This window comes from Agarivorans sp. B2Z047 (genome assembly GCF_023373605.1).
GTDB lineage: Bacteria > Pseudomonadota > Gammaproteobacteria > Enterobacterales > Celerinatantimonadaceae > Agarivorans > Agarivorans albus.
Genome location: NZ_CP088080.1, coordinates 1612371 through 1626787 on the forward strand (window position 1 = coordinate 1612371; position 14417 = coordinate 1626787).

Annotated in this window: 19 protein-coding genes; 13 read left to right on the forward strand and 6 right to left on the reverse strand. The window is 45.1% G+C overall.

Annotation, left to right across the window (positions count from 1 at the left end):
* Nucleotides 1–77: 77 nt before the first annotated feature.
* A complete protein-coding gene (locus tag LQZ07_RS07340) occupies nucleotides 78–479 on the forward strand; it encodes a hypothetical protein (protein WP_152779926.1) in 402 nt (133 codons plus the stop codon).
* Nucleotides 480–528: 49 nt separating this feature from the next.
* Here the strand turns inward: LQZ07_RS07340 and LQZ07_RS07345 are convergent, their stop codons facing one another.
* Nucleotides 529–1428, reverse strand: a complete 900-nt coding sequence (locus LQZ07_RS07345; protein ID WP_152779924.1) for an HAD-IIA family hydrolase — start codon at nucleotides 1426–1428, stop codon at nucleotides 529–531.
* Nucleotides 1429–1559: 131 nt separating this feature from the next.
* Here LQZ07_RS07345 and LQZ07_RS07350 point away from each other — a divergent pair, with 131 nt between their 5' ends.
* The 4 genes from LQZ07_RS07350 (at nucleotide 1560) to LQZ07_RS07365 (ending at nucleotide 4017) form a co-directional block, all read left to right on the forward strand.
* Entirely contained in the window at nucleotides 1560–1925 is a 366-nt protein-coding gene (locus LQZ07_RS07350) for an MmcQ/YjbR family DNA-binding protein (RefSeq protein WP_249483579.1), read from the forward strand.
* 74 nt (nucleotides 1926–1999) lie between these two features.
* Entirely contained in the window at nucleotides 2000–2866 is an 867-nt protein-coding gene (locus tag LQZ07_RS07355; RefSeq protein ID WP_152779922.1) for a carboxylate/amino acid/amine transporter, read from the forward strand.
* Nucleotides 2867–2930: 64 nt separating this feature from the next.
* On the forward strand, nucleotides 2931–3386 hold the full coding sequence (locus LQZ07_RS07360; RefSeq protein WP_152779921.1) for a VF530 family DNA-binding protein: 456 nt from the start codon (nucleotides 2931–2933) through the stop codon (nucleotides 3384–3386).
* A gap of 124 nt (nucleotides 3387–3510) precedes the next feature.
* Complete coding sequence (locus LQZ07_RS07365) at nucleotides 3511–4017, forward strand: RNA methyltransferase (protein WP_152779919.1); 507 nt, start codon at nucleotides 3511–3513, stop codon at nucleotides 4015–4017.
* Nucleotides 4018–4063: 46 nt separating this feature from the next.
* On the opposite strand, the gene LQZ07_RS07370 is transcribed toward LQZ07_RS07365, so the two are convergent.
* Complete coding sequence (locus LQZ07_RS07370; RefSeq protein WP_152779917.1) at nucleotides 4064–5047, reverse strand: rhodanese-related sulfurtransferase; 984 nt, start codon at nucleotides 5045–5047, stop codon at nucleotides 4064–4066.
* Between the two features lie 255 nt (nucleotides 5048–5302).
* Between LQZ07_RS07370 and LQZ07_RS07375 the strand changes: the two genes are divergently transcribed.
* Nucleotides 5303–6250 (forward strand): chemotaxis protein CheV, encoded by a 948-nt coding sequence (locus LQZ07_RS07375; protein WP_016400940.1) that lies wholly within the window; start codon nucleotides 5303–5305, stop codon nucleotides 6248–6250.
* A gap of 51 nt (nucleotides 6251–6301) precedes the next feature.
* Here the strand turns inward: LQZ07_RS07375 and LQZ07_RS07380 are convergent, their stop codons facing one another.
* From LQZ07_RS07380 to LQZ07_RS07390, 3 genes are all read right to left on the reverse strand, one after another.
* Nucleotides 6302–6979 (reverse strand): ChrR family anti-sigma-E factor, encoded by a 678-nt coding sequence (locus LQZ07_RS07380; protein WP_152779915.1) that lies wholly within the window; start codon nucleotides 6977–6979, stop codon nucleotides 6302–6304.
* Complete coding sequence (locus LQZ07_RS07385) at nucleotides 6972–7550, reverse strand: sigma-70 family RNA polymerase sigma factor (RefSeq protein WP_016400942.1); 579 nt, start codon at nucleotides 7548–7550, stop codon at nucleotides 6972–6974. Before LQZ07_RS07385 ends, LQZ07_RS07380 begins: the two co-directional genes overlap by 8 nt.
* 80 nt (nucleotides 7551–7630) lie before the next feature.
* Nucleotides 7631–8245, reverse strand: a complete 615-nt coding sequence (locus tag LQZ07_RS07390; RefSeq protein ID WP_152779913.1) for a hypothetical protein — start codon at nucleotides 8243–8245, stop codon at nucleotides 7631–7633.
* Between the two features lie 146 nt (nucleotides 8246–8391).
* Here LQZ07_RS07390 and LQZ07_RS07395 point away from each other — a divergent pair, with 146 nt between their 5' ends.
* From LQZ07_RS07395 to LQZ07_RS07425, 7 genes are read left to right on the forward strand one after another with little or no spacing between them, the layout of a single operon-like run.
* Complete coding sequence (locus tag LQZ07_RS07395; protein ID WP_016400944.1) at nucleotides 8392–8832, forward strand: nuclear transport factor 2 family protein; 441 nt, start codon at nucleotides 8392–8394, stop codon at nucleotides 8830–8832.
* Nucleotides 8829–9551 (forward strand): SDR family NAD(P)-dependent oxidoreductase, encoded by a 723-nt coding sequence (locus tag LQZ07_RS07400; RefSeq protein ID WP_152779911.1) that lies wholly within the window; start codon nucleotides 8829–8831, stop codon nucleotides 9549–9551. Before LQZ07_RS07395 ends, LQZ07_RS07400 begins: the two co-directional genes overlap by 4 nt.
* Before the next feature lie 5 nt (nucleotides 9552–9556).
* Nucleotides 9557–10810, forward strand: coding sequence for an NAD(P)/FAD-dependent oxidoreductase (locus tag LQZ07_RS07405; RefSeq protein WP_152779909.1), 1254 nt, complete (start codon nucleotides 9557–9559; stop codon nucleotides 10808–10810).
* A complete protein-coding gene (locus LQZ07_RS07410; protein WP_152779907.1) occupies nucleotides 10807–11538 on the forward strand; it encodes a DUF1365 domain-containing protein in 732 nt (243 codons plus the stop codon). The genes LQZ07_RS07405 and LQZ07_RS07410 overlap by 4 nt, the downstream gene beginning before the upstream one ends.
* Nucleotides 11539–11562: 24 nt before the next feature.
* Nucleotides 11563–12783 (forward strand): cyclopropane-fatty-acyl-phospholipid synthase family protein, encoded by a 1221-nt coding sequence (locus LQZ07_RS07415; RefSeq protein ID WP_152779905.1) that lies wholly within the window; start codon nucleotides 11563–11565, stop codon nucleotides 12781–12783.
* 4 nt (nucleotides 12784–12787) lie between these two features.
* Nucleotides 12788–13261, forward strand: coding sequence for a DUF2878 family protein (locus tag LQZ07_RS07420; RefSeq protein ID WP_152779903.1), 474 nt, complete (start codon nucleotides 12788–12790; stop codon nucleotides 13259–13261).
* Nucleotides 13254–13745 (forward strand): chalcone isomerase family protein, encoded by a 492-nt coding sequence (locus LQZ07_RS07425; RefSeq protein WP_152779901.1) that lies wholly within the window; start codon nucleotides 13254–13256, stop codon nucleotides 13743–13745. The genes LQZ07_RS07420 and LQZ07_RS07425 overlap by 8 nt, the downstream gene beginning before the upstream one ends.
* Here the strand turns inward: LQZ07_RS07425 and LQZ07_RS07430 are convergent.
* Nucleotides 13738–14394 carry a DsbA family oxidoreductase gene (locus LQZ07_RS07430; RefSeq protein ID WP_152779899.1) on the reverse strand — a complete coding sequence of 219 codons (657 nt, stop codon included), beginning with the start codon at nucleotides 14392–14394 and terminating at the stop codon, nucleotides 13738–13740. The two genes, LQZ07_RS07425 and LQZ07_RS07430, sit on opposite strands and share 8 nt — an antisense overlap.
* Nucleotides 14395–14417 lie beyond the last annotated feature (23 nt).

The following is a 14417-nucleotide window of genomic DNA, read 5'->3' on the forward strand; positions in this document are numbered from 1 at the left end:
GAGAACCAGTGTTTCTGCTGCAAGCGCTCGATTATTCACCTAGTCTAGCTAAATCGCGTTTGGAAAAGGATAAACCAATGATTAAGCCATTTTGCCCAAGTGTTGTTGCAATGCTTTGTGTGCTAGTGAGTTTGCCAGCGGCAGCATTTCCACAAGCTTCGGTGTCTTCAAATCAGCAATTATTTGCTCAGTCGATTATTTATCATTCACTAAGTGGCCTTTGCGCAGCAAAACCTGGAAATAAAGGCTTAACTGGTGATTTTCAAGCCTGGAGATTGGGTAATCAAGAAGCAATTAAATTAGGGCGAGAAGAAGTTGCCGCTATGGCTAAACAGCAGGATAAACCGATGGATTCGGTGGTGTCTAACCTAGTTCACGTTGCGGAGCAGGAGTGGGGCCAACTTGATAGCCAACAGCGTCAGCAAAAATGCCAAACCTTGCAGGCTTTTCTTACTCAAGCTGAGGCTACTGTTCACTAAGTTGAGAGTAAGGCCCGCTTAGCTAATTCGCTCTCACGGGCAGTAAGACTTAGATAGAGGCTAGCTGATAGTGCGGGGTAATTTGGCTTTTAGCTATATGCTCGGCAACATCTAAACCCCGCAAAAAGCCGTGCTGTGTGACCAGTACGGTTTTAAAGCCCATCGCATTGCCACCCAGTATATCGGTATGCAAAGTATCGCCAATCATCGCTATGCGCTGCGGATTTACTTCACCATAGCTTTGTTTTATTCGGCTGAGTGCTTCTTCAAATATTGGCGCATAAGGTTTACCAAAACAGCGAACGTTAGGGTACAGCTTTTTAGGCAGAGTAAGGGTAAAACTACCTGGCTCTTGTGATACACCATCTTCTAGGGGCGCAATTAGGTCAGAGTTGCCCACCCACACTCTGCGAGGGTTGTGATTAAGCTCGGTAATAAAACGCTGTTGCAAGCTTTCGTTCCAAGCCTGCCCACTTAAAAACAAGAACTCTTCGGCTTGCCAAAACTCTTGGTCCTCTGGGTATAAACAAGGGCGTTGAATATCTAAGCGAAACTCAGGGAGGGTGATTACCCCTAAGCGTGAGTTGCTGTGTAAATCCATGTATTGCAACAATACTTCTCGGCTATTTACGATCTCTTGGTCACTAAAATCAAAACCAAGTCGAACAAACTTGTTAAACAGTTGCTGCTTGTTTTGGGTGGCGGCATTGGTGACCACCATTACTACTTTGCCAGCTTGTCGCAACTTATCGATTTGCTGTTTAGCCCCATCTATCGCTGTTCCACCAACGTTTAGTACGCCGTAGGCATCAAATAAAAAAACATCAACATCGTCTACGATATCCGTAATGTTGTTAATGGTTTGACACTTCTCTACCGGAACATTTTTAGGCATACGTTCAGGAATGCTTAAATAGGAGTCAAATGCCTCAGATGGGCTGTAAAACATGGTAAAACCTCAGCAAAAAATAGAACGCTACTTTGGCAGGTTTTAGCAAAGAATTAAATACTAAACTTAGCTGTTGTATGCTGAACAACTAACATGGTTTGTAAAGCCGATTCGACGCAAGGAGTAATGCTGTGGATTACCAACAATTTAACCAGTTTTGTGGTGATTTAGCTGCCAGCACTTACATTGTGCAATGGGGCAACGCTCATGTTTGGAAAGTTGGTGGAAAAGTGTTTGCGATTGGTGGATGGGAAAAGCTTAATCAGCCAGCGTTTACATTTAAAACCTCAGAACTCAATTTTGAGTTTCTCCGTGAAGAACCGGGCTATCGGCCTGCTCCCTATATGGCCTCACGTGGTATGAAGTGGATCCAGTTATATCAAAGCGATCCGGCTTTTGATGAGCAACTTATATACTACCTCACAGAGTCTCATCGCATTGTTTCTCTTGGCCTAACCCAAAAACTACAGAAAGAACTGGGATTAAATCAACGCTGAATTGTTTGATCTTTTACTTGGTTTACAGCCAATAGCCATTACACTTTAGCCTTTGTTTATTATCAAAGATTTGTATGCAGTACTTACTATCTATCACTTTATTGTGGGCTTTTTCTTTTAGTTTAATTGGCGTGTATTTAGCTGGCCAAGTAGACGCGTGGTTCTCGGTGTTAATGAGAGTTGCACTGGCAACACTGGTTTTTCTACCGTTCTTGAAACCTAAACAAGTTAGCCGGAACTTAGCCTTAAAACTAATGTTGGTGGGGGCTATTCAATTAGGCTGCATGTATGGCTTTTATTATCAGTCATTCTTGTTCTTGTCGGTTCCTGAAGTATTGTTATTTACAGTGATGACTCCCATTTACGTCACCTTGGTGAATGATGCTTTTGAGCGACGTTTTAATTGGCAGTTTCTATTAAGTGCTTTTATCGCTACTTTAGGTGCGGTGGCGATCCGTTATGAAGGGATAGACCAAGGTTTTGTGACTGGCTTTTTATTGGTGCAAGGGGCCAACTTATGTTTTGCTACCGGCCAAGTTGCTTACAAACGGATCATGGCTAATGAGCCTAAGCGCTTAGCCCAGCAAACCGTATTTGCTTGGTTTTTTGTAGGTGCTTTGGTAGTGGCTGTGATTGCCTATTTGGCGATGGGTAATTCAGAGCGCTTGCCAACTACTGCAACCCAATGGGGAGTATTGGTGTATTTGGGCACAATCGCTTCTGGCTTGGGATATTTTGCTTGGAATAAGGGGGCTACCTTAGTCAATATTGGTGCATTAGCCGTCGCTAATAACTTGCTTATCCCAGCGGGCATTGCGGTGAACCTATTGATTTGGAATCACGATGCCGACATTATGCGCTTAAGCATCGGTGCCGCCATTATATTAGCTGCACTGGCGATTAATGAGCGTTGGGCAAAGCGAAGAATGACTAAGGTCTAAAAGCGGCTGGCATGGCTTTGCTACAATTACCGTTTAATTCAAGCGCTATATATTGGAAAACTTGATGAAAGATTTGCAACAAAACAACCCCTTGCACGGCTTAAAGCTGGAAGTGCTGCTCGATGAAATTGTTGAGCATTACGGCTGGGAAACCTTAGCGTTTGCCTTGAATATGAATTGCTTTCGCAATAACCCAAATACTAAGTCTTGCCTTAAGTTTCTGCGCAAAACTGACTGGGCACGCGAAAAGGTAGAGAGTTTTTATCTCTATCGTTTTAAGCATTTACCGCGTCCCGATGATGTTCAATATGCGCTGCCGCCTCGCGACCGTTTAGTGCCTTTAGATCAAAAGCCGCGGGCACCAGTAGTGATAGATATTACTGCCAAGCCTCAAGTACAAAACAAGCCTAAGCCAAAAGCGAGACCTAGCCGTCCTGCTAAAGCTCGTAGCGCAAAACCTAAAGCTGAGAAATCTAATCCGATTGATAGTGCAGACCCATGGGCTAATTCACCTAAATAAGCTGATCTCAGGTTAAATAGTTTGCTCTAGTGAGTAGGGCGAGGCAGTAAACTCAGGTACAATTTCGGCTCGTTGATTTTGCTGTGATTAATACTGCGCTCTCTTATAGGTTTTATCGATAAATATGTCTCAAAAGTCTGTTCAAATTGGATTAGTTAATCCTAAAAGCCCTAGCAATGTGGGTTCGGTAATGCGTGCCGCTGGGTGTTTTGGCGCTACTGCGGTGTATTACACCGGCCAACGTTATGCGCGCGCAGCTCGCTTTAATACCGATACTAAAAACCAAAGTTTGAACATCCCGCTAACTGGCGTTGATGAGCTTGCTGAGCAAGCTGGCGATGAGGCAAAACTAGTGTGTATCGAGCTAGCCGAAGGGGCTACGCCTTTACCGGAGTTTGTTCACCCAGAGCAGGCTTTATATGTGTTTGGTCCTGAAGATGGCTCAATTAGCCAAGCGTTAGTCAATAAAGCTGATGAGGTGGTTTATGTTCCCACCAAAGGGTGTTTGAACTTGGCCGCCACGGTGAATGTGGTGCTCTACGATCGATTAGCAAAATCAGATAAAGCCAGCGGTGGCGAGGCACTTATTCGTAGCAGCCGCGATGTGAACAACCGCTTAAAGGCTAAGTGATTAAGTCAGGCTTGTTAGTCGCTAGCTAACAAGCCCCAGCTACTCGCTATTTTTTGTCGGCTCGTTGCGCTTGGCGCAGTTGCAGCTTTTGCTCTCGGCGCTGTTGGCTATGTTCTGCTGCTTCCATACCCACATGTTGCTCACCACGCTGCTTAGCTAGGCGAACTTGTTTTTCACGTTCTCTAAAACGCATTTTTTGCTCATCGCTTAGCTTGTCATGACAGTGTGGGCAGCTAACGCCTTGTTCAAATTTGGCGCTTTGCTTATCACTGGGTGAAATGGGCATTCTACAACCGCTGCATAGTTCGTAGTCACCTGGTTGTAATTGATGATCAACTGTTACGCGCTCATCAAATACAAAGCAGTCACCTTGCCACAAGGAGTTTTCTTCAGGCACTTCTTCTAAGTATTTTAGAATGCCACCCTCTAAGTGATAGACCTCTTCAAAACCTTGCTCCTTTAAGTAGGCGGTGGACTTTTCACAGCGAATGCCGCCAGTGCAAAACATTGCTACTTTTTTGTGTTTTTCTGGGTCTAGCTCTTCAGCGACATAGTCTGGAAATTCGCGAAAGGTATCGGTATGTGGATTAACCGCATGCTTAAAACTACCGAGTTGAATTTCGTAGTCGTTGCGGGTATCAACCACCATCACTTCTGGGTCAGCAATTAAGGCGTTCCAGTCTTCAGGTTTAACGTAAGATCCAACCACATGGTTCGGGTCTATGCCCTCCACACCCATGGTTACAATCTCTTTTTTGAGCTTAACTCGAGAGCGGTTAAATGGCTGCTGCTCACTGTACGAGCGTTTGTCGGTAAGTTGGCTTAATCGACTATCGCTTTTAAGCCAGGCCAACACCGCGCTTATGCCAGTGTCTGGACCGGCAATGGTGCCATTTATGCCTTCTTCGGCCAGTAATAATGTGCCTCGCACCTGTTGTTGTTTCATTAAAGCTAACAAGGGCTCTTGAAGCTCTTTATAATTATCTAGGCGAACAAATTTATAAAGGGCGCAAATAGTTATTTCTTTCATAGACTTAGCTTCCTGCCTTTTGGGGCGTAATCCCAGAGCATGATTTCAAAAGAAGGCTATTGTAATGAAAATGCTAAAAGATGCAGCAATCTTGTGGTGCTTTGTTGAGCTTTTGTTGTGAGCTTTTTCCAGAAAAACAGCTAAAATTGTGTTCTAGCCCGCTAAATCAAGTCTCTACAGCTACTTGCGTTTTTGCTCAGTGGTATGAGATGTCTATAATGAAGTAATTATCTAACATGGAATAGGTTGAGTAGTATGTCTAGTGTTTTAGCCACAGTGGATCAACGTACCAAACTTGTCGGCGAGAACCGTTTAGAACTGTTGATTTTTAAACTCAACTCTATGCAGTTGTTTGCGATAAATGTATTTAAAGTTAAAGAGGTAGTTAAGTTACCTCGCATGAACAAACTACCGGGTTCTCACTCACATATTAGTGGGGTAGTCACCATTCGTGGTCATTCTATTCCGGTTATTGATTTGCGTGCTGCGGTAAAAATGCCACCGGCCAAAGAAGAAGCCAAAGTCGACTGTAATCTGATTATCACTGAGTATAATCGCAGCGTTCAAGGTTTCATGGTGGGCGAAGTAATGCACATTGTGAATACATCTTGGAAAGATATTTTACCTCCACCAAGCTCGGTAGGGCGCAGTAACTACCTCACTGCAATCACCCGTATCGAGCATGAAGAAGCCAGCCGAATTGTAGAAATTATTGACGTAGAGAAAGTGCTCGCAGAAATTGTTAGTTACAACATCGCAATTTCAGACGAAGCCTTAGACGAAGAAGTCTCACATCTGCTAAATGGAAAACGAGTATTGGTCGTTGACGACTCTTCTACCGCGCGCGGTCAAGTAAAAGCCACTCTAGGCCAGCTCGGCATGGAGATTATAGAAGCTGAGAATGGGCTACAGGCCTTGAACATGCTAAAAGCTTGGGCCGATGAAGGTAAATCAGTTTACGATGAAATCTTACTAATGATTACCGATGCCGAAATGCCAGAGATGGATGGTTATCGCTTAACCGCAGAAGTACGTGGTGATGAGCGCATGAGCGAACTGTTTATAGCCTTAAATACCTCACTTAGTGGCAGCTTTAACGACGCCATGGTGGAAAAGGTGGGCTGTAATCGCTTTATCTCTAAGTTCCAGCCAGACTTGTTGGTAGACGTAGTGCAGCAGCGAATGCGTGAATCTTTAAAATAACAGCCAATAAAAAACCAGCCATTAGGCTGGTTTTTTGCTTTTTAGCATTCTTTATTTAAAGAACAGTTGGCTAAATGGATTGAGTAGCGACGCTAAGCCCGAGGTGAAATGCAAAGGTGCATCCAACAAGGTTAAGCATAAGCAATCTTGGTTAGCGGCCGTTCGCGGCGTATGTTTGTTTTGCGCATCTTGAATGATGAAGTCACCCGGTACGTAGGTTCCGGCGTCATCAATAAAGGTGCCTGCCAGTACCAAAGTTATTTCTTGCCCTTGATGAGTATGCTCTGGCAGTGCGCTGTCTTGATCCATGTAAATGAAGTTCATTTTACTGTCACTTACCGCATCCACTCGAGCACGTTGAATTTTACCCGGTAAACGACCCCAAGGACCAATATGTTGCGGGTGAGCTTGCAAGGCTCGGGGCATTGGGAAACGCTTATTGCCAAGGGTGATTTCTTGCTGCAAGGCGGGCTGAGGGCTTTCAATCACGCTGTCGGGGCTTTGCTGCATAATCATCGCTAACATCGAATCGAGTTCGCTGTTCATGGCTTCGGGCTGGGCTTGCTCAAGTTGAGTGGCCATCTTTTGCTCAGCAGCCTCTACGCGGCGGCGGCATTCTGGGCAGTATTCTAAGTGAGCACTAACCATAATGCTCATGGCTGGGTCCAATTGACCAGCGGCGTAAAGTTCAAGGCTTTCATCAGCCGGATGAAATTGAATGTTAGTCATCCAATGCCTCCTTCATTTTTTTCAGCGCTAATCTTAGGCGACTTTTTACAGTGCCAAGCGGTAGGTTTAATATTTCAGACACTTGCTGTTGTGATTCACCGTGTAAGTAAACCCGCCTTACGATATCTGCTTGTTCTTCTGGCAGCTTGGCAATTAAGTGTTTTAGCTCGTTGGTCACCAACTCTTGGTCTTCGGTCGACACTTTATCAGCGTCTTCTTCTTCACTAAGAATCGGCCATAAGTCATCGCCTTGTACCCAGCTCTGCTGATGCTTGCCTTTTCGCATCAAATCAAACTTTACGTTTCTTGATACCGAAAATATCCAAGTCATTGCATTACCCTTGGACGAATCGTAAAGACCCGCTTTAAGCCAAAGCTTAAGCATGGTTTCTTGAACCATTTCTAGGGCAAGAGATTCATCAACAAATTGCTTCCTGGCCAAATTCAATAAACGTGGTGCTACTTGGCGGAACAATAAGTCATAACTTTTACGACATTGCTCACTGGCAATGTTTGCCAATAACAAAGCGATATCATCGTCGTTATTGGGCTGAGCTACTTGACTAGCCATAGGTGATTTGGGTCCACCGATTTTTGATACTGAACTGTGTATTTCCATATTGCCAAAATCGTTTGCGGATTGATAACAAGTTAACGAGCAAGGTGTGTAAAACGATCACTTTGTCGCAAAATAAATCCTAAATAACGAATACACAAAGAAGCAGAAGGTGATTTAAGCAAGCGCTGTTTGGTGCAAATGGGTAGTGGTAGCAGCTCTAACCAACGCCAGCAAAGGTTTTTTACTTGCTCGCTTTGCACGCTTTGTTCTAAGTTGGCGGTTTGTAATTCTGGATACTGTAAATTGATGTTAGCCAAAGCGCTTTGCAGTGCTGCAGTGTTCTTTTGAATGGAGGTGTTGGGCCAAAGCTCAATTTTTTCGGCGCAAAGGGTAGGTGATACCCAAGTAGACGAAAACCCCGGTTTGCCCGATGTTACTTTGCCCCAGTGCAGCACTTTAAATTCCACTTCAATTTGAGCTTTGCTTAACCAATCAATATGGCTGACTTGGGCAAAACTCACTAAGTCGTTAGCTTGTACCGCACTATTTCCATCGCTGTCTTGAAAGGCCAGCCAAACCCCACCGGCTTTTTCAGCAGCACGCAAACTGGCGATAAAAACCACGCCTTGCCCCTTCATCCGTGCAAAGCGCTGCGGCATAAAGTGCTCACGAGAAATCATTAATGGAAAACAACAACTACTGCTCAAGTAAATAATCCTAGAAATGGATGGTTTGTCTTATATAACGCTAAAAGTAGCCAAAAGGATGAATGATCTTTCTTAATTTATCTGACGTACTATGATTAACGATAATAGAAACAAATGCTTAGATTTGTTTGGTAAAGGAAAATTGAATGAGTATCACGGCATCTGCACCGCATATTGTTAAGCAACTAGAGCAGTTTTACAGTGAGCTAGGCATGGCGCAGGTTGAGCGCCTCTCTGACATTTATGCCGACGATATCGAGTTTATCGACCCTCTGCATCATCTTCACGGCTTACAAGACTTACGAAGCTATTTTGAACATCTTTTACAAAATACCAGCCAATGCCATTTTGAGTTTCACTCTCGGCTAATTGCAGAAGGTGAGTTTAGCCTTACTTGGCAAATGCAGTTTGCTCATCCCAAGTTAGGCAACGGGCGGATCTTGTCGCTAGATGGCATAAGCCACCTTAAGTTTAACGACAAGATTTATTACCACCGTGATTACTATGACGTAAGCGCGATGTTGCACGACCATATTCCAGTAATTGGTTGGCTATCCAAAAAGCTTAAAAATGGGCTAGCACAATGAACATTCTAATCACTGGTGCAAGTTCCGGCATTGGCAAGCAGTTAGCGCTTGATTACCAAAAGCTAGGCCATACGGTGTGGGGGCAGGGGCGTAACCAACAGCGTTTACAAGACCTAGCCGAACAAGGCATCACGCCGCTGCAAGTAGAGCTTAGCGAGCTAGAACAGGTGCGCAGCAGCTTTGCCGATTTGCCAGCAATGGACCTCATTGTGTTGTGTGCCGGCAATTGTGAGTACTTAGACCCTCAGCGTTTCGACGCCAAACTGTTTGAGCGAGTGTGGCAAAGCAATGTGCTTACCATCGCTAACTGCTTAGATGCCCTATGGGCTAACTTAAAACCCGGCTCTCAATTGGCGTTAGTTGGTAGCCTTGCTCATTTATTGCCCTTTAGCCAAGCTGGCGCTTATGGCAGTAGCAAAGCCGCGGTGCATTATTTAACCCAAGCCCTAGGAACCGATTTGGGGGACAAACAAGTGAGCGTTCATTGTATTCAACCAGGATTTGTTAAAACTCCACTCACCGACAAAAACAACTTTGCGATGCCCAGTATTATTAGCCCCGAGCAAGCTAGTCAAGCAATCATCAAAGGCCTCAACAAAGGTAAAACTGTGATTAACTTCCCTAGCTTATTCAGCGGCTTTCTGCACATACTCAATTGCTTGCCATATCGCTGGCAGCAAAATATCTGTCGCCGTTTAGCTCACAAGGAAGGAGCATAGATAGAATGAAAATCGCCATTATAGGTGCCGGCATCTCCGGCATGACCTGTGCGCACTTATTAAAAGAGCAGCATGAGGTAACGCTATTAGAACAAAATGACTACTTAGGTGGCCACACCGCCACTAACCAAGTCACTATAGAGGGCAAAGAGCATGCAGTAGACACCGGCTTTATTGTGTTTAATGACCGCACCTATCCTCTGTTTAACAAGTTATTAGCCAAGTTGGGCATTCAAGCTCAAGAAACTGAAATGAGCTTTAGCGTGGTAAATCCAGAGCTCAACTTGCAGTATAACGGCCACGATTTAAATACACTGTTTGCCCAACGCAGCAATTTACTCAAACCCAGCTTTTACAAGTTTATCAATGAAATACTGCGGTTTAATAAGTTAGCTAAAGCAGCGGTAGACATCGATACTGCGGTAAGCCTTGGCCTGTTTTTAGAGCAGCATCGCTTCTCGCGCATGTTTCAAGAGAACTACTTATTGCCAATGGGCGCGGCCATTTGGTCCTCTTCGTTAAACGGTATTATGCAGTTTCCGATGCAGTTTTTTGCTCGCTTTTTTGTGAATCACGGTTTGTTAGACGTAGCCAACCGGCCGCAATGGTATGTCATCCCCGGGGGCTCAAAACAATACATTAAGCCGCTGTTAGCGGGCTTAGATGAGCATATCCGTTTGAATAGCCAAGTGAGTAGCATTCACCGAGATGACTCAGGCGTTAATATTACAACCAGCGATGGCTGGCAATGGCAGGGGGATGCGGTAATTTTTGCTTGTCATAGCGACCAAGCTTTGTCGGCATTAGGCGCACAAGCCAGTGATGATGAGCGTTCGGTACTAGGTAAACTCAAGTATCAAAATAACGAAGTAATTCTGCATACCGACGAGCGCTTATTGCCAAGCATTCATCGTGCGCGAGCCAGTTGGAATTACCTATTACCGCCTAGTGGTGATAGAGGCGACCGGCTAGCCAGTGTTACCTACGACATGAACCGTTTGCAGGGCTTAAGCGATGCGCCGCAGTTTTGCGTTACCCTAAATCCCCTAGAGCCGATAGCCGAAGATAAAGTAATTAAGCGCTTTAATTACATGCATCCGGTGTTTTCCATAGATGGCCATCAAGCCCAACAACAACGCGACAATATTTGTGGGCACAACAACAGCTATTTTTGTGGCGCTTATTGGCACAACGGTTTTCATGAAGATGGCGTGCGCTCGGCTGTGGAAGTGTGTCGTAAGTTTGGAGTGGACCTATGAGCATAGAGCACTCGGCTATCGCCTTTGGCGATACCTTTCATCAACGCTTTGTGCCGCGTAAACACGGCTTTAATTATCGGCTGTATTACGCCTGGATTGATTTGGCCGAAGAACAAACCGTGCGGCAAGAGCTGCAAAGCTTTGGGCGTTTTTTACCTTGGTTTCGCTTAAAAGCGAGCGATTATTTGGGAAGCGAACAAGGCACTATCCGTGATAAAGCCTTGCGCGCTCAGCAGCGTTTTCAGCCCGACTACCAAGCCAAGCAAGTGGTCTTGCTTGGTCAACTGCGCTGCTTGGGTTGGTACTTTAGCCCGGTTAACTTTGTGCTCTATGGCGACGGCGATAAGTTTGATTACATGCTGGCCGAAGTCACCAATACTCCTTGGAAAGAAAAACACCAATATTGGCTGGATTTAAACGAGTTAAAAGATCACGACAAAACCTTTCATGTTTCCCCTTTTAATCCCATGGACATGCGTTATCACTGGCAAGTAAAGCTAGTGCAACAACAGGTGAATATTGTGATTAATTGCTGGCGCGAAAAGAAAGAATTTAGCGCCGGAATAAATTTAATTAAGCAGCCGTTAAACTCTTCTAGTCTTCGCCGCGTAATAAGTTCATACCCTTTAATGACTCTCAAGGTTGTTACAGGAATTTACTGGCAAGCATTGAAGCTATGGATGAAAAAAGTGCCTTTTTATGGTCATCCAGCCAGTGCTAAAAAATAATTAAAATTGCCCTAAGGAAAAACTATGGCTACTGCAAAATCGCTTTCTTCTGCTTCAGTTTCCAGTGGTTTAGATTGGACCCGCCACCTTGTATTAAAAACCTTTGACGGTTTAAAGGGCGGCGCCATTTTAATGAGTCAAGCAGGTTACGAGTCGGTTCATTTAGGTGAAGCAGACCACCCCGAAACCGTTGAAGTTCATATCCTCGATTCTCAAGTTTTTTCTCGTATTTTAAAAGGCGGTAGCATTGCCGCGGGCGAAACCTACATGGAAGGGTTGTGGCGCTGTTCTAATCTGCACCGCTTACTGCAGCTTTTGGCCGACAACCAAGATCACCTCGATAGCTTAGACAGAAAACTGCACTGGTTTACCGATGCGTGGTTTAAAGTGCAGCACTTCTTTCGTCGCAACAACAAACGCCAAGCGAAAAAGAACATTCTGGCTCACTACGATCTTGGCAACGATTTCTATCAATCGTTTCTTGACCCGCAAATGCAGTATTCATCAGCCATTTTTGGCGGCCAAGACATCACCTTAGCCGAGGCGCAAGACAACAAACTCAAGCGCATATGCGAGCAGCTAAAGCTTGAGTCGAGTGACCACCTTTTAGAGATTGGCACCGGTTGGGGTGGGTTGGCAATGTATGCAGCCAGCCACTACGGTTGCAAGGTAACCACCACCACCATTTCCGACAAACAGCACGCCTATGTGGTGGAGAAGGTGGCGGAGCGTAAGCTCAGTCATTTAGTGACTGTGCTAAATAAAGATTACCGCGATTTAGAAGGCCAGTACGACAAACTGGTCTCTATCGAAATGATTGAAGCGGTGGGCGAGAAATTTTTACCGGGTTTTGCCGAGCTATGTGCCAACAGGTTAAAGGCCGGTGGTTTAATGCTTATTCAAGCCATTACCATTGATGACCGCCGCTTTTCGGCCTATCGCAAAAGTGTCGACTTTATTCAGCAGTATGTATTTCCTGGTGGCTTCTTACCTTCGCCATCGCTACTCAAACAGCTCTTTTCCAAACAAGGCTTACAATCTCTACAGCGACTAGAGATAGGTATCGACTACGCCGAAACCCTACAGCACTGGCATCAGCGGGTGCAACAGCAGCACAACAACAATCAACGCTTCGGCTTCGACGAGCAGTTCTACCGCCTATGGCATTTCTACTTTGCTTACTGCGAAGCAGGTTTTAGAAGCCATAACATTGGCACCGAGCAACTTACTTTGGTTAAGGCCTAAGCTCATGCAATGGCCGGTATTGCTGCTATTTAAACTTAACTGGTTAGCGGCCTTCTTTTGGGGGCAGCAAGCGGTGATGTTTATGGCGCTGGGGTTAATCGGCTTAGTGGCTTTGCAAATTCGCCGTTACCAATGGGCTGTGCTTATTCCTTGTGCAATGCTCAGCGTGGTTGGGGTTATTTTAGATTTCAGTTTGGTAAAAATGGGCGTGCTGAGCTTTAGCTCGCCCAATTTACCGCTGTTTATGATGTTGCTTTGGGCAAGCTTTGCCTTGTTATTGCCAAGCCTCGCCAGTTTCCCCAAACCCTTCATGCCCTTATTTGTGGCGGTAATGGGCCCGGTGTCTTACTACCTAGCCTGTTTAGCGCAGGTATTTGCGATACAGCCCGATGCAATATTAGGTCTGCTTATTCTGTTCCCCTTGTGGGCGGGCTTTGCTTACTTAGCTAATTCGCTATTGGAGAAACGCTATGATTAAAGCCATGGCATTAGCCAGTATTTTATTGGCGTTTTCTAGCCAAGCAGAAACACAAATGCAGCTGGTGGGTAACGCCAAACTGCAAGTATTGTTTTGGCCCATTTACACGGTTAGCTTGCACAGCCCAGATGGGCGTTACCAGCAAAACCGTTACCCAATGGAACTCACCATTGATTACCTACGCAAAATAAAACGCGATAAATTGCTAGAAGCAACCGAGGACGAGTGGCAGCGCCTAGGTGTATGCGAGCAAGCACCTTGTGAGCAGTGGTTAGCAGAGCTTTCACAACTCTGGCCAGACTTAAAAAAAGGCGACCAACTAAAGCTGGTAGCCGAGTCAGCTAATCAAGGTCAGTTTTACTTAAATGGTAAGCTGCTGGGCTCCTTGGAAGATAAGTTATTTAGCCAGCATTTCTTGGGTATTTGGCTATCCGAAGACAGCCGATTCCCTAAACAGCAACGTAAGTTGGTGGGCGCTAACTAGCGTTGTTGGTACATTCGTTAATCACTTGTAGTAAGGTTTCCACAGGCTGCGCGCCAGACAATAAGTAACGATTATTAAAGATAAAAGCCGGCACCGCTCTAATGTTCTGATTTTGCCACTGCTGCTGGCTGTTTCTTACTGCTTCAACATACATTTCATCTACCAACACTCGCTCGGCTAAATCTCGGCCTAGGCCAATACTTTCAACCACATTTAACAAGGTATTGCGGTCTGAAGGATCTTTAGCTTGGCTAAAGTAAGCATCAAACAGTGCCAGTTTTAATTCGGTTTGTTTACCATAAGGTTGTGCCCAATGCAGCAGTTGATGGGCTTCAAAAGTATTGTAGATACGAGAGTCAGGGCTGAACTTAAAGCTAAATCCTAGTTCATCACCCAAGTTTTTTAGTTGTTCTCTAACCGCTTCACTTTGCTCAAGAGTACTACCGTATTTCTCTTGAATATGCTCACGTAAGTTTTGCCCCTCGCTTGGCATGTTCGGATTTAGCTCAAAGGGGTGCCATTCAATATGTGGGCGAATGTCATCGCTTAATTGGCTAAGTGCTTGTTGCAAGCGTAAGTAACCCACAATGCACCAAGGGCATACCACATCCGACACAATATCGATGCGCAAAGAAATACCAGCAGACATAAGAAACCCCTTCATTAAATAAG

What these genes read in the sequence shown, in the direction of transcription:
- LQZ07_RS07370 (WP_152779917.1), bottom strand. Translation starts at nt 5,047, where the DNA reads ATGAAAGAAATAACTATTTGCGCCCTTTATAAATTTGTTCGCCTAGAT.
- LQZ07_RS07415 (WP_152779905.1), top strand. Translation starts at nt 11,563, where the DNA reads ATGGCTACTGCAAAATCGCTTTCTTCTGCTTCAGTTTCCAGTGGTTTA.
- LQZ07_RS07425 (WP_152779901.1), top strand. Translation starts at nt 13,254, where the DNA reads ATGATTAAAGCCATGGCATTAGCCAGTATTTTATTGGCGTTTTCTAGC.
- LQZ07_RS07345 (WP_152779924.1), bottom strand. Translation starts at nt 1,428, where the DNA reads ATGTTTTACAGCCCATCTGAGGCATTTGACTCCTATTTAAGCATTCCT.
- LQZ07_RS07420 (WP_152779903.1), top strand. Translation starts at nt 12,788, where the DNA reads ATGCAATGGCCGGTATTGCTGCTATTTAAACTTAACTGGTTAGCGGCC.
- LQZ07_RS07430 (WP_152779899.1), bottom strand. Translation starts at nt 14,394, where the DNA reads ATGTCTGCTGGTATTTCTTTGCGCATCGATATTGTGTCGGATGTGGTA.
- LQZ07_RS07385 (WP_016400942.1), bottom strand. Translation starts at nt 7,550, where the DNA reads ATGGCTAGTCAAGTAGCTCAGCCCAATAACGACGATGATATCGCTTTG.
- LQZ07_RS07365 (WP_152779919.1), top strand. Translation starts at nt 3,511, where the DNA reads ATGTCTCAAAAGTCTGTTCAAATTGGATTAGTTAATCCTAAAAGCCCT.
- LQZ07_RS07375 (WP_016400940.1), top strand. Translation starts at nt 5,303, where the DNA reads ATGTCTAGTGTTTTAGCCACAGTGGATCAACGTACCAAACTTGTCGGC.
- LQZ07_RS07395 (WP_016400944.1), top strand. Translation starts at nt 8,392, where the DNA reads ATGAGTATCACGGCATCTGCACCGCATATTGTTAAGCAACTAGAGCAG.
- LQZ07_RS07410 (WP_152779907.1), top strand. Translation starts at nt 10,807, where the DNA reads ATGAGCATAGAGCACTCGGCTATCGCCTTTGGCGATACCTTTCATCAA.
- LQZ07_RS07340 (WP_152779926.1), top strand. Translation starts at nt 78, where the DNA reads ATGATTAAGCCATTTTGCCCAAGTGTTGTTGCAATGCTTTGTGTGCTA.
- LQZ07_RS07405 (WP_152779909.1), top strand. Translation starts at nt 9,557, where the DNA reads ATGAAAATCGCCATTATAGGTGCCGGCATCTCCGGCATGACCTGTGCG.
- LQZ07_RS07400 (WP_152779911.1), top strand. Translation starts at nt 8,829, where the DNA reads ATGAACATTCTAATCACTGGTGCAAGTTCCGGCATTGGCAAGCAGTTA.
- LQZ07_RS07360 (WP_152779921.1), top strand. Translation starts at nt 2,931, where the DNA reads ATGAAAGATTTGCAACAAAACAACCCCTTGCACGGCTTAAAGCTGGAA.
- LQZ07_RS07380 (WP_152779915.1), bottom strand. Translation starts at nt 6,979, where the DNA reads ATGACTAACATTCAATTTCATCCGGCTGATGAAAGCCTTGAACTTTAC.
- LQZ07_RS07355 (WP_152779922.1), top strand. Translation starts at nt 2,000, where the DNA reads ATGCAGTACTTACTATCTATCACTTTATTGTGGGCTTTTTCTTTTAGT.